At 62.0% G+C, this 19760-nt stretch carries 14 protein-coding genes; 6 read left to right on the forward strand and 8 right to left on the reverse strand.

The window, feature by feature from the left end:
- Positions 1–159: 159 nt before the first annotated feature.
- From B3873_RS21015 to B3873_RS21025, 3 genes are all read right to left on the reverse strand, one after another.
- Positions 160–1923, reverse strand: coding sequence for an allantoate amidohydrolase (locus B3873_RS21015; protein ID WP_286868812.1), 1764 nt, complete (start codon positions 1921–1923; stop codon positions 160–162).
- Between the two features lie 255 nt (positions 1924–2178).
- Entirely contained in the window at positions 2179–3573 is a 1395-nt protein-coding gene (locus tag B3873_RS21020; RefSeq protein WP_286868814.1) for a nucleobase:cation symporter-2 family protein, read from the reverse strand.
- A gap of 277 nt (positions 3574–3850) precedes the next feature.
- On the reverse strand, positions 3851–4795 hold the full coding sequence (locus B3873_RS21025; RefSeq protein ID WP_034332623.1) for a LysR substrate-binding domain-containing protein: 945 nt from the start codon (positions 4793–4795) through the stop codon (positions 3851–3853).
- Between the two features lie 505 nt (positions 4796–5300).
- Here B3873_RS21025 and B3873_RS21030 point away from each other — a divergent pair.
- The gene (locus B3873_RS21030) at positions 5301–6551 is read left to right on the forward strand and encodes a urate hydroxylase PuuD (protein ID WP_286868816.1); all 1251 of its coding nucleotides are present in this window, start codon (positions 5301–5303) and stop codon (positions 6549–6551) included.
- 28 nt (positions 6552–6579) lie between these two features.
- Positions 6580–8208 (forward strand): HAL/PAL/TAL family ammonia-lyase, encoded by a 1629-nt coding sequence (locus B3873_RS21035; RefSeq protein ID WP_286868817.1) that lies wholly within the window; start codon positions 6580–6582, stop codon positions 8206–8208.
- Positions 8209–8243: 35 nt separating this feature from the next.
- Here B3873_RS21035 and B3873_RS21040 read toward each other — a convergent pair whose 3' ends face one another.
- A complete protein-coding gene (locus B3873_RS21040) occupies positions 8244–8549 on the reverse strand; it encodes a hypothetical protein (RefSeq protein WP_286868820.1) in 306 nt (101 codons plus the stop codon).
- On the opposite strand from B3873_RS21040, the gene B3873_RS21045 reads away from it, so the two are divergent.
- Positions 8539–9960 (forward strand): S41 family peptidase, encoded by a 1422-nt coding sequence (locus B3873_RS21045; RefSeq protein WP_286868824.1) that lies wholly within the window; start codon positions 8539–8541, stop codon positions 9958–9960. The genes B3873_RS21040 and B3873_RS21045 overlap by 11 nt on opposite strands.
- A gap of 17 nt (positions 9961–9977) precedes the next feature.
- On the opposite strand, the gene B3873_RS21050 is transcribed toward B3873_RS21045, so the two are convergent.
- From B3873_RS21050 to B3873_RS21065, 4 genes are all read right to left on the reverse strand, one after another.
- Entirely contained in the window at positions 9978–10658 is a 681-nt protein-coding gene (locus B3873_RS21050) for a Fe2+-dependent dioxygenase (RefSeq protein WP_286868827.1), read from the reverse strand.
- A 145-nt stretch (positions 10659–10803) separates the two neighbouring features.
- Complete coding sequence (locus tag B3873_RS21055; RefSeq protein WP_286868830.1) at positions 10804–13041, reverse strand: catecholate siderophore receptor Fiu; 2238 nt, start codon at positions 13039–13041, stop codon at positions 10804–10806.
- 436 nt (positions 13042–13477) lie between these two features.
- Entirely contained in the window at positions 13478–15757 is a 2280-nt protein-coding gene (locus B3873_RS21060) for a catecholate siderophore receptor Fiu (RefSeq protein WP_286868831.1), read from the reverse strand.
- Positions 15758–16083: 326 nt separating this feature from the next.
- Positions 16084–16902, reverse strand: a complete 819-nt coding sequence (locus tag B3873_RS21065) for an outer envelope protein (RefSeq protein ID WP_371925422.1) — start codon at positions 16900–16902, stop codon at positions 16084–16086.
- A gap of 261 nt (positions 16903–17163) precedes the next feature.
- On the opposite strand from B3873_RS21065, the gene uraH reads away from it, so the two are divergent.
- The 3 genes from uraH to B3873_RS21080 all read left to right on the forward strand — a co-directional run.
- Positions 17164–17517, forward strand: coding sequence for a hydroxyisourate hydrolase (gene uraH, locus B3873_RS21070; RefSeq protein WP_286868834.1), 354 nt, complete (start codon positions 17164–17166; stop codon positions 17515–17517).
- A 34-nt stretch (positions 17518–17551) separates the two neighbouring features.
- A complete protein-coding gene (locus B3873_RS21075) occupies positions 17552–17707 on the forward strand; it encodes a hypothetical protein (protein WP_157845703.1) in 156 nt (51 codons plus the stop codon).
- Between the two features lie 313 nt (positions 17708–18020).
- On the forward strand, positions 18021–19760 hold a 1740-nt coding region (locus B3873_RS21080), incomplete at its 3' end, for a TonB-dependent receptor (RefSeq protein WP_286868838.1).

Genomic DNA, 19760 nt, shown 5'->3' on the forward strand with positions numbered 1-19760 from the left:
ACGGGCTCGCCTGCGGCATCGCCCTTGTCTTTCTCGCCTGCGGCTTCGGTCGTACTCGCCTGCGGCTTCGTCCGGCCCGGTGCTGCAAATTCCCGTTCGGACTGAGTAGCGGCACAGCCGCGTATCGAAGACGCGCAGAAAGCTAAATCATATAAATCATTAGCGCTTCGCCTCAAAACTGCGCAGGAAATCCAGCAAAATCTGCCCCGATACCTCCGCATCATCCGCCGTCATCGTCTCCAGCGGATTGTGGCTGATGCCTCCATTGCCACATCGCGTAAACAACATGCAGACATCCGTCAGCTTGGCTATCGCCATCGCATCATGCCCAGCCCCCGACGCCAGCTCAAACGGCGTCACGCCGGCACGCTCCGTCGCGGCACGCAACTGATCCATCAGCCACGGCGCACACGGCGCAGCCGCTGCGCTCAAGGTCTCCTCCAGCTTGAAATCGATACTGCGCCGGCCACAGATCTCCTCGATCTTGCCCAGGATGTCCTTCACCGCCGCCATACGCACCTCATCCACCGCCGCACGTATGTCCAGCGACAGCTGGCACGCACCCGGAATCACATTCGTCGATCCGCGCGGTACCTGCAATTGCCCCACCGTACCCACCAGCGCCGCATGCTGGTCCTGCGAACAACGCTGCTCCACATAAAGGATGATCTCGGCCGCCGCTGCCGCCGCATCCTTGCGCATGTCCATCGGCGTGGTGCCGGCATGGCTGGCCACTCCCTTCAACTCCACCAGATAGCGCGAACTGCCCGCAATCGAAGTGACAATGCCCACCGGCAAATCACGATTGAGCAATACCGGTCCCTGCTCGATGTGCACCTCCACATAGCCCAGGATGTCGGCCGGATCACGCGCAATCTGCGGGATGGCCGCCACATCATGGCCCGCCTGGGTGATCACCTCGCGCATGCTGATGCCATCCTTGTCCTGCAGGTCCAGCAGCTTCATGTCGAAATGGCCGGTCACCGCATTGCTGCCCAGGAAGGTGCTCTTGAAACGCACTCCTTCTTCTTCCGAAAATCCAATCACCTCGAAATGGAAAGGCAAGGTCTCGCCACGTTCATGCAAATGCTTCACCACCGCAATGGGCAGCAAGATGCCCTCGCGTCCATCGTACTTGCCGCCATTGCGCACCGTGTCGTAGTGCGAACCGGTGAGCAAGGTCCTGGCCTGCGGATCCGTGGAAAGATAACGCCCCACCACGTTGCCCACCGCATCGATATGCACATGCATGCCCGCCTCGCGCATCCACTGCGCAATCTGCTGGGCAGTACGTTGATGCGTCTCGGTGAGATAGGTGCAGGTGAGCGCGCCTTCGTCTTCCGACAGGGCGCCGATCTCTTCGGCCCACTGCATCACCGTCGCCCCCATCGCCGGGCGATAGCCCAGCAGGTCATTGATGCGCATCTCGGCAATGCGGCCGATCTGGCGCAGGGCTTCACGCACTTCGTCTTCCGGCTGGTTGCGCAGGCGGCGCGCAAACGTGGCGATGATCTGCTGGCGCGTCAGGCCCGCACCAGTAGGACCCTTCACCGCCAGGATGAAGGGAAAACCGAACTTCGCGTTGTAGTCGGCATTGAGTTGTTGCAGTCGGGCAAATTCTTCCGGGCTGCACAGGTTCAGTCCGGCCTTGGCCTGCTCGCCCGTTGACTCGGCCGTGAGCTCGCCGGCAATGGCGGCGCGGCCGGCCAGTTCGGGGTGGGCGCGGATCAGGCCCAGTTGCTCGGCACGGCTGGCGTCGGTCACGACCTTGTGCAAGGCCAGCTTGAAGGCCGTGAGATTGCGGAAGGGACGCTGCAGCGCCGCCCGCTCGGGAATCCAGGGAGAGTGCTCGTAAATGCCGTGCAGGGCGGCGATGAAGGCCGAAGTCTCGGCTGCGTTCAGTTGTTCCAGTGTCGTCGTCATGTGCTCGCCGGTCGGCACGCCGCCGGCTCCCTCGCTGTGTTCATGGGTGATGCCGCAAAGCCGACGCCGACATCCCTCATGAAAATCAGGATTGTCGGCACCGATTGTTGTCTGCGGCTGTCGTCTCACGGTCTGCGCCAAAGCCCGCCCGGTGCGGTCTGCAGCGCAGATGAGACTTTAAAACATCTTGGCCCGGATGGCATCAACGGTTTCATCTGGGCCCTATGCGCAGCGGCATATCTCACCGCACCCGCTTCAGTGATCCGAACTCTGCGCCGCCGCCACCGCATAGCGGGCCACGTCCTCTTCACTGCCCCGGCCATTGAAGAACAGGTTCAATCCGACCGCCATGGCCGAGGCCAGCAGGATGCCGCTGTGGAAGATGGTGCCCAGCAGATGCGGCATCTTGTCGAAGAAGGTCGGCGCAACGATGGGGATCATGCCCACGCCAATGCTGATGGCCACGATGAAGAGATTGTTGCGGTTGCCGTGGAAATCGACCTTGGACAAGATCTTGATACCGGTCGCCGCCACCATCCCGAACATCACGATGCCGGCACCGCCCAGCACGAATTGCGGAATCGACGCGGCCACGTGCGCCATCTTGGGGAACAGGCCAAACGCGATCAGGATCACCCCGGCCGCCACACAGACGAAACGGCTGCGAATGCCGGTCACGCCCACCAGCCCGACGTTCTGCGAGAAGGAGGTGTAAGGGAAGGTGTTGAAGAGACCGCCGATGACCGTGCCCAGGCCATCCACGCGCAAGCCGCTGGCCAGCGTGCGGTCGTCGATGCGGCGGCCGACGATGTCGCCCAGGGCCATGAACATGCCGGTCGATTCGATCATCGTCACGATCATCACCAGGCACATGCTGATGATGGAGGCAATGTCGAATTGCGGCAGCCCATAGTGAAAGGGCTGGATGAAGGCGAACCAGTCCGCCGCATCCAGCCCGTCAAAGCTGATCTTGCCCAAGGCAAAGGCAATCACGAAACCGACCACCATGCCCATGAGCACCGAAATGTTGGAGATGAACCCCCGCGTGTACTTGGTGATGAGCAGGATCGAGACCAGCACCACCGCCGCAATCGAGAGCGACAGCGGCGAGCCGTAGTCTGGATTGGGGACCTTCACGAACACCCCGTCGACCAGCTTGCCGATCACCGGCTGTCCACCTGCGGCCCAGTTGATGCCCACGCCCATGAGCGAGACGCCGATCACCGTGATGACAGTGCCGGTGACCACCGGCGGAAAGTAACGCATGAGCTTGCTCATGTAGGGCGAGGCGAGGATGCAGAATACGCCCGAAGCGATCACCGCCCCGTAGATATGCAGAATGCTCAGCTGCGGATTGTTGGCCATGGCCACCATCGGCCCCACGGCGGCAAAGGTCACGCCCATCATGACGGGCATGCGGATGCCGAATTTCCAGAGGCCGGCACTCTGGATGATGGTCACCAGCCCGCAGCAGAACAGGTCGGCACTGATGAGGTAGGCGATCTCGGACTTGGGCAGGTTGAGCGCACCACCGATGATGAGCGGCACGGCAATCGCGCCGGCATACATCACCAGCACGTGCTGCATGCCGAGGGCAAAGAGCTTGAATACGGGTAGGCGTTCATCCACCGGATGGCGAGTGGCTTGCATGGGATTGTCTCCTGGTATTTTTTATCGATGGAACCTGGCATGTGACCGCGCCACCGTGATCATTCTGAGAGGGTGGCGTGCCTTGCCGCTTGAAGGTGGTTCCGGCCCAGTACCGTGCTCCGCGTCTTGGTGGGGCTTGTGTGCGGATGCCGGTCTGATGCTGGCGATACTAATGCAATCCGGGGAGTGCGATATATAAGCCCCCGCATACCGGCTGGCGCGCCGCCGATATATGCCGGAATTCCCGTTTTCTTTGCCGCATCGGCCCGGTGCCGCTTCAGGCGCGGCCCTGCGCCATCATCTTGGCCGCCGCGCTGACCTGGGCGCGCAGCCATTTGTGCTCGGTGGCCTGGTGCACCCGCTCGTGCCACAGCTGGTAAAAACGCAGCGGCGGGAACTTGATGGGTACCGTATAGCTTTTCAGGCCCAGGAGTTTTTCGTAGAAGCTGGCGAACTGCTGGCCGGCCGTCAGCACCAGGTCGGTCTGCGCCACCATGTAGGGCAGCATGCGGAAGTGCGCTGATTCCACCACCACGTTGCGATGCAGGTTCTGCTTTTCGAGGAAGGTATCGATGGTGCCGTGATAGCCGGGCAGGATCTGCGAAGGCGCAGCGTGCGGCAGCGAAAGATAGTCCTCGATGCTCATGGCATCGCGCGCGGTGCGCTTGGCGTAGGCACAGTCAGCGCGCATCAGGCAGACGATGGGATCGTCAAACAGCTTTGACAGGTGCAAATGCGCAGGCGGCTCGTCCCAGTTGGCAATCACCAGGTCCAGTTCCCCGTCCGAGAGCAGGCGCACGTAATCGGTATCCGGACCCAGCGCGTGGATGACGATGCGGCTGCGCGGCGACTCGCGCCGCAGGCGGGCGATCACTTCGGTGAAGAAGGGCGTGTTCATGTAGTCGGGCGCGGCGATGTGGAAGGTGCGCTCTTCCTCCTGCGGCACGAAGGCGGTCTTGGGCACGAACAGGCGCTCGGTCTCGTCGAGGATGCGCTTGGCGGGTTTCAACAGGCTTTCACCGTGCTGGGTCGGCACCATGCCGCGCGCGCCGCGCACCAGCAGCGGGTCGCCGGTCAGTTCGCGCAGCTTGCGCAGAGAGGCCGAAATCGAGGGCTGCGGCTGGTTCAGTTTCAGGGCGACCCGCGATACGTTCTTCTCGCAGAGCAGGAGATAGAGGATGCGGATGAGGTGAATGTCGAGATGGTCAGGCAGCCTGGACATGGGAATGTCTCCGGGGTCTTGTGGTGCGGGGCAGGTGACGGTTTTTCGTTCACTCTGGGGCGGCTGCATCGGGGCAGGCGCATTATCGTTGTCGTGTGCCAGGCCGGCTCGGGCGGCGGCCTGGCGTGATGCGAGCGCAAGCGTCCCACATCCAGGGGGCATTTTTGTATATCGTCATTCGTATGTCAAATATACGTTGATGACCATGTTTTGCGCGGCCCCCGCGTTTATCGTTCGTGCAACCGTCCCGCACCAGCAGGGCGGCCTAAAAACAGATGGCATCAGCCATCGGGTCGTAGCGGCAGCACGACGGGAGACCAGCCAAGGCGCCATCACGGCGTCTGCGCTTCCCGGCGCGCGGGAAGCCTTCACTCCACTCATCCAGTTGCAGCCTTGGTACACGCAGGGCGGGGAGAAGACTTCCATGGCGGCCCATTCCTGAGGCAATGCCTCGCCTGTCCGGAGTAGGTCGCGGTGGCGGACAGCAATCCTGCGTGGGGAAGACATGGAAGCACTCCTGGTTTCATATGGCATCGACTGGGCCAACCTGCTGGTCCGCTGGCTGCACCTGATCACGGGCATCGCCTGGATCGGTGCCTCGTTCTATTTCGTCTGGCTGGACAACTCCATCCGCCCGCCCAAACCGGGCAGCGACCTGGAGAAGAAGGGCGTCTCCGGCGAGCTGTGGGCAGTGCACGGCGGCGGTTTCTACAATCCGCAAAAGTATCTGGTCGCCCCGGCCGAGCTGCCGGAAGAACTCCACTGGTTCAAGTGGGAGGCCTACGCCACCTGGATCACCGGTGTGGCCATGCTCTTCATCGTCTATTACTTCAATGCCTCGGCCATGATGGTCGACAAGTCCGTGGCCAACCTCACCGGGCCGGAAGCCGTCGGCGTGGGCATCGGTACCCTGGTGCTGGGCTGGATCGTCTACGACCTGCTGTGCAAGTCGCCGCTGGGCAAGCGCGAAGGGGTGCTGGGGCTGGTGATGTTCGTCTTCATCGTGGCGGTGGTCTACCTGCTCACGCACCTGCTGTCGGGCCGCGCGGCGTATATCCACGTGGGCGCGATGATCGGCACCATCATGGTGGGCAATGTGCTCATGGTCATCATCCCCGGCCAGCGCAAGCTGGTGGAGGCGATGAAGGCCGGCCGCTCGCCCGACCCCATCCACGGCCGCAAGGGCAAGCAGCGCAGCGTCCACAACAACTACTTCACGCTGCCCATTCTCTTCATCATGATCAGCAACCACTATGCGATGACCTACACGCATGCCCATAGCTGGCTGGTGCTGGCGGCCATCATGGCGGCCGGTGTGCTGATTCGTCACTTCTTCAATCTGCGGCACAAGGGCAAGGTGTCGGTGGGCTATCCCATCGCCGGTGTGGCCTTGCTGCTGGCGGTGGCCGTGGCGATTGCGCCGCGTCCTGTCGCACCTGCTGCATCGACTGCACCTGCTGCCTCCGCAGGTGAGGGCGCAGCGCCGGTGGCGGCTGCCGCACCGGACTTTGCCCGCATCCAGGCCATCGTCACCCAGCGTTGCGCCAGCTGCCATTCGGACAAGCCGACCCAGGCCGGCTTCGCCACCGCACCAGCCGGGATGATGCTGCAAACCCCCGAGCTGATTCATCAGCACGCGGCCAAGGTCTTCCAGCGCGCCGTCCAAACCAAGGACATGCCGCTGGCCAACATGACCCAGATGACCGATGCGGAACGCGCCGAGCTGGCCGCATGGTTCCAGGCTGGGGCCAAGTAATCGCACCCGATTCCATCAGAGAGCACACATGCAACCCATTACCATCGACGGATTCAACCTCACCGCCGCGCAAGTCGTCAGCGTGGCCCGCGCGCCTCACCTGAAAGTGGCGCTGGCCGATTCTTCCCGTGCCGCCCTCAAGCAAAGCCGCGATTACATCGAATCTACCTGGATGCACGACGAAGCGCCCATGATGTACAGCTTCAATACCGGTGTCGGTTTACTCAAGGACACGCGCATCAAGGTCGAGCATATCGAGCTGTTCCAGACCCAGCTGATCCGCGCGCACAGTGCGGGCATCGGCGAGCCGTTTTCGGAAGAAGTCAGCCGCGCCACCATGCTGCTGCGGGCCAATGCATTCGCATCGAATTATTCCGCGCCACGCGTGGAAGTGGTGGATCGCCTGCTGGCTTTCATCAATGCGGGTATCCACCCGATCATGCCGCAGAAGGGATCGGTGGGTGCTTCCGGCGATCTGGCGCCGCTGGCTTATCTGGCGGCGGCCATTGCCGGGTTTGATGAAGCGGAAGTGATGTATCAAGGCCAGCGCATGCGCGCCACGCAGGCCATCGAGCAGGCCGGCATTGGTCCGGTCAAATTTGATCTCAAGGCCAAGGATGCCTCGGCCCTCATCAATGGCTGTACGGCGTCGCTGGCTGTCGCCATCCTCGCCGCGCACGATGCGCGCCATCTGCTGACCGATGCCTGCCTGTCGCTCGGGCTGACGCTGGAAGCGATGCGTGCCGAGATGTCGGCCTTCGATCCGCGTATCCAGCAGGCGCGTCCGCATGCGGGGCAGATCAAGACAGCGGAAGTCATCCGTCAGTTGTTGAAGGGTTCGACACGTACTACCCATGAAGCGCGCGCAATACAACTGCCTGATGAATTGCGCCGTACCGATATTGCCTACACGGCGCGCATCCAGGATGTGTACTCGCTGCGCTGCGCGCCGCAAGTGTATGGCCCGGTCTTTGATGCACTCGACTACATCGACACCATCATCGAGAAGGAAACCAACTCCGCCACCGACAATCCCCTGATCTTCAACAAGGAAGACGGCGAGGGATTCGAAATCATTTCCGGCGGCAACTTCCACGGCCAGTATCTGGCGCAGGCGATGGACTTGCTGGCCATGGCCATCACCGACCTGGGCAGCATCTGCGAACGCCGCATCGCGCGCCTGATCGATCCGACCTTGTCGTGGGGATTGCCGCGCAACCTGATGAGCGGCGTGCGCGGGGTCAACACCGGCTATCCGGTGGTGCAGTGTTCCATGAGTTCGCTGGTGATGGAAAACCGTACCCTGTGCATGCCGGGCAGCGTGGACAGCATCCCTTCCAAGGGCAACAGCGAGGATCACATCTCCAACTCGACCTGGTGCGCCCGCAAGGCCATGACGGTGGTGCAGAACACGCAGTACATCGTCGGCGTGGAAATGCTGCTGGCGGCACAGGCGCTGACGATGACCGAGGAATTGCTCAAGGACTTCAAGCTGGGGCAGGGTACGCAGGCGGCCTATGAGGAGATCCGCCGCCAGATCCCGGCGTGTCTGGAGGGCGATCGCTGGTTCCATGACGACGTGCGCGCTGCGCATGACTTCGTGGTCAGCGGATCGGTGCGGGGGGCGGTGATCGGTGCGATCGGACGGTTCGTCTGATCGCTTATAGCCAGAAATGGAGGGGCCACCCGGCGTCATGTCGGACGGTTTTTTAATTCGAGATAAAAATATAAATAATTATTTAGGCTGCCCCATTTCTTGTCGCTCGAAGTGCCGATCAAATATCGAACCTGAGCGATATCTCTACGTCGTGAGCTAACGCAATATCGCAAGCCGGTCGAGCGCGACGAGGAGATCGCGCTTTCTTCTTTGCCCTTGGTTGCGTCCAAGGCGGCTTCCATGGAGGGATATTGTGTGACATGCTTGCACCCCGGTATCAGAAAAATACTCGCGCTGCTCATTGCGCTAATCACGAAACAGGCAGCAGGCATGTCCGCCATTCCAGACTCTTCGAAGCTCGACGAGGAACCGCATCACTGGGCCAAGGTGGCCTCCCGTGATCTCGCATTTGTACGCGATACCATCGATGCTGCCCATCCGGGCGGGTTGGAAAAGGATGACCTGCCTTTCCATGCCTGGCGTGAAGAGGGCTATCACCAAGCGCAGGCACTGGCGGCCAGGGCGAGCAGCGAGCGTCAGGCGATCGCCGCAGTGCGCTTTTATGCCATCGGCTTCCAGGATGGGCATCTGGCGATCTGGTCGGATGCAGCACATCAGCAACGCAGGGCGTGGACTGGTTGGCTCATGCAGCAGCGCGACGGCGGCTACTTTGTCTCCGCGCGCGCCAGTCGTTGGCCGATTGCCTTGCCACCCATCGGAGCGCGCATTCTGGAGTGTGATGATCGTCCCGTGTCCAGTGTGATCCATGAGGACATCATGCCGTTCACAGATCGGCGTGTGGACTTGACGAACGTGCGACGCAAGCTGGTGGCACATGTGACGATGCAGATCCCGATCGAGCCGCTTTGGCGAGACACGTCCCCACAGTCCTGTGTAGCCGAGTTTCCCGACGGGAGGCGTGAGCGAATTCCCTTGCTCTGGCGCGAAGACGAGGAAGGAATCCGCCAGGCATTTTCGGTGGCGCGGCGGCCTCAGGGTATGCAGTACTTGGACGATGGAACAGTGTGGGTCGACGTCACCGATTTCCAGCTGGACAAAGCGGGCTTCGAACGGCTGGAAATCTTGCTGGCCCAGCTGCGTGCGCTCGATACGGCCAAGATGGTGATCGTCGATACGCGCGGCAACGGCGGGGGCAACAGCGCCATAGGTGATCGCATCCTGCGCGCTCTGCTCAAGCAGACCATGCCCCCTGAGCCCTTACAGGCCAGCGCTTGGTGGCGCGTCTCGCAGATCGCCATCGACCACTTGCAAGGGCACGCGGATCGATATCGCGCATTCCAGGGCGAAACAGGAGAGGAAGTGCGCTGGATTGACGGGATACTGTCACGCATGCGGACTGCGCAGAAAAACGGCGTGGACTGGGCCCAGAATAGCTTCGAGACCGAGCCTGATGAAATCACCAACCCCGAGGATACCGGAGCGCCCTTTCAAGGACGGCTAGGGCTGGTGACCGATGCCAATTGCGCCAGTGCCTGTCTCGATTTTGCCGATGCGGTACTGCGTATTCCAGGCGCAATCCATCTGGGGGAGGCTACCAGCGCCGATACCAACTATCTCGATGTGACGCAATTGCGTCTACCCAGCGGTTTGATGATGTGCTTGCCGTTGAAGGTATGGCGCGGGCGAGCCCGGGGAAGTAACGAGGCGCTGATTCCCCAATTCGCCTATGACGGTGACATCAACGACACCGTCAGCCTGCAAAAGTGGGTACTGGACACGATGCGCAAGTGACCTCCTGTCCGGATGTGTCAAACATCCGCCCACTGCCGCAGCAGGTTGTGATAATGCCCGGTCAGTCCCACCACTTCCTCGGTATCGCCCAGTTTCTGCCGCAGGCCGAAGATGTTGCGATCCAGTTCGAAGAGCATGCTGCGCTTCCAGTCGTCGCGGATCATGCTCTGGGTCCAGAAGAAGGAGCACACGCGTGCCCCGCGCGTGACTGGTTCGACCCGGTGCAGGCTGGTGGAGGGATAGACGATCATGTCTCCCGCCGGCAGTTTCACTTCATGGGTGCCATAGGTATCGACCACGACCAGTTCGCCGCCATCGTATTCGTCCGGCTCCGACAGGAACACCGTGGTCGAGACATCGGTACGGATGCTGCCAGCCGCGTTGGGCAGCATGCGCACCGAGCCATCCACGTGCATGCCGTAGTGCTCGCCGCCTTCATAGCTGTTGAAGAGCGGCGGCATGGTCTTTTTGGGCAGCGCAGCGGCAAAGAAGAGGGGATTCCTGCGCAGCGCTTCCAGGATGATCTCGCCGAGCTGGAAACCCAGCGGCGAATGTTCCGGCAACTGCCGGTTGCGCTTCACGCGCGCCCCCTGTTCACCCACGGTCTCGCGCCCGTCCACCCAGTCGGCGCGCTGCAGTTCGGAGCGGATGTGACTGACCTGTTGCGGGGTCAGGACCTGGGGGATGTGCAGCATCATGATGGAATTCTCCTGTAGCGAATGAAAAAACCCCTCCGCACGGGAGGGGCCGTCAAGTCGCCGATCGCTGGCTCACCGGAGGGGACACGAACTCTTGCGAGTCAGAGCACCCCACCCGGTGAGGGCTTCAATGCCAGGGGCAGGATCAGAACTTGAAGTTGGCGGTCAGCGCCACCGAACGCGGCGTGCCTGGGGTGTAACGATAGCCGCTCTTGTTGATTGCCGCTACGTAGTCTTTATCGAAAATATTGTAGATATTGAGCTGTAGATCAACGTTCTTGTTCACGATATAACCAACCATGCCATCGAAGACCCAGTAGCTGTTGGCGTACTTGGGCGTACCGACCGCACCATCGGTGCCGCGCAGCAGCGAACTGACGTAACGTGCACCACCGCCGACGGTGAAGCCCTGCGGCAGGCGATAAGTAGCCCAGGAGGTGAAGGCTTGCTTCGGCGTATAGGCAAGATTGTTCTCGCCGGCGGCCGTGGTGATGGCACCGTTGTTCACTTTGGTGTCCATCCAGGTGTAGCCCGCTGCCAGCGACAGGTTGCTGGTCACGTCACCGGTCACGCCCAATTCGATACCCTGCACGGTCTTCTTGCCGGTCTGGAAGTACTGCAGCGAGGTCGGATCCTGTTCGACTTCATTGGTCACTTCGGTATGGAACAGGGCCGCCGTGAGGGCCAGCTTCTTGTTCATCAGATCCCACTTGGTGCCCAGCTCGGAGGTCTTGGTCTTTTGCGGGGCGTAGTTGCTGTTGGCCGCGCTGTTGGCCGAGGCCGACAGGGCAAAGTTGCTGCCGCCCGGCGGCTGCTGCGAGGTGGCGTACAGGGCATAGATGCTGCTGTAGTCGGTCGGCTTGTAGATTGCGGCCAGCTTCCAGTTGAACAGGTTGCCCGAGGTCGACAGGTTGGTGATGGTGCCGGCGGCGTTGGAATAGTACGTGGTGCGGTAATGGTCCTCGCGGATGCCGGCGTTGATCGACCACTGGTCGTTGAACTTGACGGTGTCGAACAGATAGGCCGAGACGGTGTCGGTCTTGCCATCGTTGTAGCCGGTGGCCGTCATCGTGTAGGTCTTGGCGTCGTTCGGATTCGGGTTGTACAGGTTGGCCACCGACAGCGTGCCGCTGCGGGTGAAGGACAGCGCGTGCTGCTTCTCCTGGGTGAATTCGACACCGCCCACCAGCGTGTGCTTGAGGCTGCCGGATTGCAGATCGGCCGTGATGTTGGTCTGGTTGGTGATGATTTCGTTGCTCTGGTCCTTGCGCGTCGGGTTGGAGCGCGACAGGGTCCAGGCCGAGGGATTGCTGGCCGACGGCGTGACCAGGTTGGCCGATGTGCCCATGAAGGCGGTCAGCAGGTAATCCTGGCTGGTCTTGGCATAGCGGGTGGTGTTCTGCAGCTTGACGTTCTGCGAGAAGTCATGCTCCACACGCGCCGTGAACATGTCGGCGGTCACCTTGTCGTAGTCGCTCGACAGGCCGTAGAAATTCGACGAGTTCACCCGCGCCGCGCCGCTCAGGAAGGAGCGCGAGGCATCCGGCGAGGTGTAGCCGGGCAGGCCGATGGTGGGCACGCCGCCATCGGGCACGTTGTCCTGGTCGATGTGCAGATAGTTCAGGAACACGCGGGTCGGGCTGTTCAGGCCGAAGGCCAGCGAGGGCGCCACGCCCCAGCGGTCGTTCTTGACTTCATGGCGGCCGGGGACGCCGCTGTCCTGCTTCATCACGTTCAGGCGCATGGCGATACCGCGCTCTTCATCGATCACCTTGTTCCAGTCGGCGGTGGCGCGCTTCTGGTTCCAGCTGCCATAGGTGGCCGAGGAATTGAAGAAGTTGCTCATCTCGGCCTGCTTGGTGACCATGTTGATCGAGCCGGTCGGCGAGCCGCGGCCATTGTCGGTGCCCGCCGGGCCCTTCAGGACTTCCACTTGCTGGATGTTGAACATGTCGCGCGAGATCGAGCCGAGGTCGCGCACGTTGTCCACGAAGATCGCACTGGAGCTGTCGAAGCCGCGCATGTAGATGGCGTCGCCGGTATTGGTGGAACCGTTTTCACCGAGATAGAAAGTCCCGACGCCCGGGCTGTTGCGCAGGGCTTCGGTCAGCGTGGTGGCACCCTGCTGGTCGATCAGCTGCTTCTTGATCACGGTCAGGGTCTGCGGGGTGTCGACCAGCGGCTGGCTGTACTTGGCCGAGGAAGCCTTGTCGGCCTTGTAGTCCGATTCCTGGGTGGCGGTCACTTCGACCTTGGGCAGGGCGGTGCTGGTCTGGGCATGCACGCCCACGGCCGGCAGCAGCAAGGCACCGGCAACGGCGGCGGACAGACGGGTCGAAGCAAAGGCAGGCTGCGCGTGCTTGCGGCTCTTGATGTAACTCATGGCAGGGTTCCGAGAGAAAATGTTGAGAGTTCTCTTGGCTGGCTATGAGTCGAACGGGCAATCGCATGGTCTGGTGAGACCTGGCAGGCTCCGCCGGAATGGCTGGCGAGATTGTAGTTTTTTGTATCTCGTTGATATCGCAATGTTTCGACTTGCTACGAGATTTTTACAATTATAGCCACGGTTCCAAATAAAAGTGATTCTTATTCTAAAAATTTCTGTTCCCTGATCGTCTGCTCTTGGTCTTCCATTCAGAACATCCCGCGCAAAGCCGCAGCGCATCCGGGAAGGCGGAAGGGGAAAGTCGAAACTGCATTTGTTGCATAAAAAATACGAAGCCTCACGGCAGTGCGCTGCGTGATGCAGTGCGCTGCCGTGAGGGTGGCGAGGGAGAGTTCACCGGTGGCGGCAGAGCGCCGCCACCGCAGGGAGGGGATCAGAAGCGGAAGTTGCCAGTCAGCGAGAAGGCACGCGTGCCGCCCGGTGTGTAGCGATATCCGCTCTTGTTGATCGCGGCGGCGTACTGCTTGTTGAACAGGTTGGTCACGTTGAACTGCAGTTCCACCGTCTTGTTGATGGCATAGCTGGCCATGGCATCGACCAGCCAGTAGGCATCGGTCCGGGTGGGCGTGCCCAGCGCATTGCTGTCGGTGCCGCGCAGCAGGCCGTCCGTATAGCGCAGGCCGCCGCCCAGCGCCAGGCCCGGTGCCGCGCGCCAGGTCGCCCAGGAGGTAAAGGACTGGCGCGGGGCGTAGGCCAGGTAGTTCTCGCCGTTGGCGGTGACCACGCGTCCCTTGTTGACGCGGCTGTTCATGCGGCTGTAGCCGGCGGTGAGCGAAATGTCCCGGGTGAGCTCGCCGGTAACGCCCAGTTCCACCCCTTCGGTACGTTTCTCCCCGATCTGGAACCAGGTGTCGGCCAGCGTTCCCGGCTCGATCTCATTGTGCACGTCGGTGCGATAGAGCGCGCCGGTGACGGCCAGGCGGCGGCCGAGCAGGTCCCACTTGGTGCCGATTTCGGCGGTACGGGTCTTTTGTGGCGCGTAGTCGGGGTGGGAGGGATTCCTGCGGCTGGCACTGAGGGAGAGATTGTTGCCGCCCGGCGGCTGCTGCGAACTCGCCAGCAGGGCGTAGACGCTGCTGTAGCTGGTGGGCTTGAAGACGGCCGCCAGCTTCCAGCTCAGCAGGTTGCCCGAGGTTTTCAGTGCAGTGGCGGTACCGGAGGCGATGCCGTCGAAGGAGGTGCGGTAATGGTCCTCGCGCAAGCCCAGGTTCAGTGACCAGCGCTCGCCGAACTTGAGCGTGTCCAGCACGTACAGCGCGACGGTATCGATCTGGCCCTCGTTGCGGCCGGTGGCCTGGATGCTGACTTCCGATTCGTCGAAGCGGGGATTCGGCTGGTACAGGTTGGCCGGGGGACGGAATCCGTCCACCGTGAAGGCCAGCGCATGCTGGCGTTCGCGCGTCAGTTCCAGGCCGCCGACCAGGGTGTGCCGGATCGCGCCGGTATTGAACTGCGCCGTGGCATGGGTCTGGTTGCTGAGGATCTCGTTGGCCTGGTCGCGCCGCGTGACGATGTTGCGCGCCAGTAGCCAGGTGCTGCGGTCAGTGGCCGAGGGCGTGCGGATGCCGGACTTGTACTTGCCCCGGTCGCTGCCGGTGGCAATGAAGGAGGCCAGGCGGTAATCCTGGTCGGTGCGAGCGTAGCGGGTGCTGTTTTCCAGCTTCAGGGTGGACGAGAAGTCGTGCTGCACCCGCAGGGTGTACATGTCGGCGTTGACCCGGTCATAGTCGTCCACGTGGCCATAGTAGTTGCTCGGATTCACCTTGGGCGCGTCGCCAATGAAGGGACGCGCCGGATCCGGCGAGCGATAGCCTGGCAGGCCGAGGGTGACCACGCCGCCATCGGGGACGTTGTCCTGCTGCATGTGCACGTAGTTGAAGAGGATGCGGGTGGGGCCATTCAGGCCCCAGGCCAGCGAGGGCGCGAAGCCGTCGCGGCTGCTGTGCACCTGGTGGCGGCCGGGTACGCCGCTGTGCTGTTTCATCAGGTTCAGGCGCAGCGCCAGGCCCTGATCGGGGTTCAGTACCTTGTTCCAGTCGACGGTGGCGCGCTTCTGGTTCCAGCTGCCATAGGTGCCGCTGGCGCTGACCGCATCGGCCAGTTCGGGCTGTTTGGTGACCAGGTTGACGGAGCCGGTCGGAGAACCCCGGCCGTTGTCGGTGCCCGCGGCTCCCTTCAGGACCTCCACCTGCTGCAGGTTGAAGACGTCGCGCGAGATCGCGCCAAGGTCGCGCACGTTGTCCACGAAGATGGCGCTGGAGATGTCGAAGCCGCGCATGTAGATGGTGTCGCCGGTACTGGTGCTGCCGTTCTCGCCGAGGAAGAAGGTGCCCACGCCGGGCGTATTGCGCAGCACCTCCGTGAGCGTGGTGGCACCCTGCTGTTCCATCAGCGGACGCTTGAAGACCTGCAGCGTCTGCGGCGTATCCACCAGCGGCTGCGTGTACTTGGGGGAGGCCGATTGCTCGGCCTTGTAGGGCGATTCCTTGGCGGCATCGACCTGTACCGAAGGCAGTTTTCCGCCAGCGGACTGGGCCTGGGCGGTGACTGCCGGCAGCAGCAGGACGCCCGCCAGCGCCGCCGACAGGCAGCAGCTGGATGCAGCAGGTGAGGGCGGGGAAGAGGGGTGCTTTTTGCTCTTGATGAAGCTCATGTCAGGTTCCGAGAGTAAGGGTGGCGAAATCTCTGGGCTGGCGATGAGCGGTGTCCGGGACGATATGAAGCTTTGTGAAAAAAGCGGGATGCGCGTCCGGACGGGGCTGGCGGTCAGATGTCAGGGGAAATCCGGCCGGCGATGGCGACGTGCCGGGAGCGGATCCGGCTGAGTATAGGAAGCGGGGAGAAAAAAAGAACTCCTGCAAATTTCGATTTTTTGCAGGAGTTTTTGAAGATTGAAATTTGTATCGGAAGCTCGATTTTTTTCAATCAGGAGCGGCCAACTCCTTGGCGCAACGGGCGGCTTCCCGCTGCCGGAGGCGATCAGAAGTGATATTCGGCGCGCACCATCGGCGTTTTGGCCAGCGAGCCCGGCACGTTGCTCGGGTTGCCGAACTTGTTGCGCCAGTACTGATATTCCAGACCCAGGCGCAAGGTGTTCTTGCCCAGTCCCATGGCCGTGCCGAGGTCGTACATGAGCTGTCCGTCGAAATTCAGTTCGGGCGCAGTCGACCCGCCGAACTCGTTCCTGCCCTTGGCGGCGATGTAGTTCAGGTAGCCCTCGAAGGCCCATCCGCTGCCGCCCAGCGGGATCCCCCAGGCCAGGTTCAGCATCGGATGCGTGTCATAGGTGTAGCGGCTGCTGATGCCCTTGGGCTGGTTGCTCTCGAACAGGGCCAGCACGCTCACGTTGAGAAAGCCCGGCACATCCATCATCAGGGTCGGGCCGACCACCCACATCCGCTTCTTCGAGGCATAGCTGTTGTCGTTCTTGGTGTTCCAGTCGAAGCCCAGCGTCAGGCCGACGCCGCGCGCCGGTCCGAAGGACAGGTCACGGCCGCTGATCTTGCCGATGTCCAGCGTATGGCGATAGGTGACATAGGCTTCCTGGGCATTGTCATCCTTGCTGTCCGACATCAGCAGGTCGACGTTGAGGAAATTGGTGCCGAACTTGTAGCCGCTGGCATGCTGGAAGTTGACGATGTTCTTGCTGATGTCCTGCGTATTGAAGGGCTCGGCAAACTTGGTGCCGTAACGGTAGCCGATCGAGTTGTCGGCCCAGTCGGCCGCCAGTGCGCTGCCGCCGGCCATGAGCAGGACGCCCGCGAGCGTGCCGTGCAGGCGCAGGGATGGAATGGGCATGGTGTCTCCTCCAGTGATGGATGTTGTTTGATATAAATGATTTAGATGATTGCCGCGCCGGGCCCGAGCTGGTATCTGCGGTCCGGATGTCGGCTCCGGTTTGGCAGGGGGCTGCGCGGTAAGGCATTATGTCCGCTGCATCGATGGCCGGTATAAGCGCACTCGTATAGGGTTCGGCGGGCGGCGGTATATCATCGGCGCTCACGATCACTCATCCTTACTCATCCTCACTCATCCATTACACAGCGAAAGGACAGCAACATGGGCAAACTGAGCACGCACGTGCTGGATATCACCAAGGGCAAGCCCGGCGCGGGCGTGAAGCTGGCGCTCTATGTGGTGAATGGCGGCGGCAAGACGCTGCTCAAGCACGCCGTCACCAACAGCGATGGCCGCTGCGATGCGCCGCTGCTGGAAGGCGAGGCGCTGCAGCCCGGCAAGTACGAACTGGTCTTTGCGGCCGGTGATTATTTTGCGGAACAGGGCGTGAGCCTGCCGGAACCGCGTTTCGTCGATGAAGTGGTGATTGCCTTCGGCGTGGCCGATGCCTCGCAGAACTATCATGTGCCGCTGGTGGTGTCGCCGTGGGCTTATTCGACTTATCGCGGCAGTTGATGATGCGCACCTGATTCATCTCTGGAATCGATGAATGAAAAATCCGGCCTTCGCGCAAGAAGCCGGATTTTTTTATTTCCGCAAGAAGCGGCGCCGGCGTGACGATGCGCAATTCACCCGCGGCTTCTGGTGGCGTGACCGCATGTTGTGCGAGAAGGTAAAAGGGCAAGGATCAGCGCAGCGTGTTTGATGTGGATTAAGGGACGGAGGACGGAAATCGGGTCCAATCACACCTCCTCTCTGTTGTATTTGCGGGCTGCGGCAATATGTCGCAGCCCATTTTTTTTGTTGTTCGCTGCCGCTAACTGCTTGTGCCAAAAGGACTTTTTTCGGATCAGCAAGCCGCTCTTGCCGGACGGCAGCACGGCCACGGGATTGCAGCGCACAGGCTGCGTGATAGATTGCGCCGATGAAAAAAACAGGGAGTGCGGACGTCACGGCGGTCGCGGGTGCGGCTGCGCGCGCTTCCCTCACAACACCAAGAAAAGCCAGACATCCTCGCCATGAACACGCTGCCTGTTTGCTCCTCATTGTCTCCGTCTTCGCCGGCTTCTGCCGTCTCCCGTCCGCTTCGCCTGCATCCCTTGCTGCTGGCCGTGCTCTGCGCCTGGAGCGGCAGCACCTTGGCCCAGCAGGCCGCCGCCAGTGACGGCAGCAGCGAGGCCGCGACCTTGCCCACCATCGAAGTGCGCAGCAGTGGCTCGGTCGCCGAGCGCAAGCAGCTGCCGCAGACCACGGCCAGCGTCACTGCCGATACCGCTGCCAACAGCATCAACGTCACCGACAGCTCGGATGCGCTGAAGTATCTGCCCAGCCTCTCGGTGCGCAAGCGCTACATCGGCGATACGCAATCCCCGCTGGCCACTCGCACCACGGGCGTGAACGCCAGTGCGCGCAGCCTGATCTATGCCGATGGCATCCTGCTCTCGGCGCTGGTGAACAACAACAATGGCAATGGCTCGCCGCGCTGGTTCATGGTGGCACCGGAAGAGATCGAGCGCATCGACGTGATGTATGGACCGTTTGCGGCGGAGTATCCGGGCAATTCCTACGGTGCGGTCACCGAGATCGCCACGCGCATGCCGCAGCAGTTCGAGGCCAGCATCAAGGCGCAATATGCGCAGCAGGATTTCAGCCAGTACGGTGCGTCCGGTACCTATCGCGCGCAGGAGTACAACGTCGGGTTGGGCAATCGCCGCGGGGCGCTGGCCTGGCGCTTCTCGGTCAACCATCTGGACAGCTACTCGCAGCCGGTGACCTACATCACCGCCACCAGCCTGCCGGCCGGCACTACCGGCGCGGTGCTGGTGCAGGATCGTACCGGCAAGAACCTGTATGTGCTGGGGGCCGGCAATCTAACCCATACGGTGCAGGACACGGCGCGGCTGAAGGTTTCTTACGACTTCACGCCGGCGCTCACGGCCACCTATACCCTGGGCTTCTGGCAGAACCAGGCCAGCGCCAATCCGCAGAGTTTCCTGAAGACCGCCAGTGGCGCGACGGCCTATACCAGCGGCTTTTCCAGCAACGACGTGGACCAGCAGCAATGGATGCAATCGCTGGAATTGCGCAGCAAGACCGGGGGCGAGTGGGACTGGCAACTGGCGGCGTCGACCTTGTCGGCCTCGCGTGACCTGACGCGCACCTCGACGGCCACCTTCCCGGCCGGCCAGAGCGGCGGGGCCGGCACCATCGCCGATGCCAGCGGCACCGGCTGGAGCACGGTCGATGCCAAGGGCATCTGGCGTCCACAGGGCAGTGCCCAGGTCATCAGCTTTGGTGCGCATGTGGATCGCTACACCCTGGCCACGCCGACCTGGAACACCAGCAACTGGGTCAGCGGCGGCAACGGCACGCTGGCCTCCGACTCGCGTGGCAAGACCGAGACTTCCGCGCTGTGGGCACAGGATGTGTGGCGTTTGTCGTCTTCCCTGAAGGCCACGCTGGGTGCACGGTACGAATGGTGGCGAGCCTTCGATGGCCGCAATGTCTCGACCTCAGGCAGCACCGTCTTCGCGGTGAACCAGCCGGAGGTCAGCCACAGCGGACTCTCGCCCAAAGCCTCGCTGGCCTGGGCCCTGGCGGACGACTGGGTGACGACGCTCTCCACCGGCCGGGCGCTGCGCTTCCCGACCGTGGGCGAGCTTTACCAGAACGTGCTGCTCAATGGCGTCTATCTGCAGGCCAATCCCAACCTGAAGCCGGAGAAAGTCTGGTCCACCGAACTGGCCATCGAAAAGCAG

The sequence above is a fragment of the Herbaspirillum sp. UBA812 genome, assembly GCF_002296545.1.
GTDB classification, from domain to species: Bacteria; Pseudomonadota; Gammaproteobacteria; order Burkholderiales; family Burkholderiaceae_D; genus Herbaspirillum; species Herbaspirillum huttiense.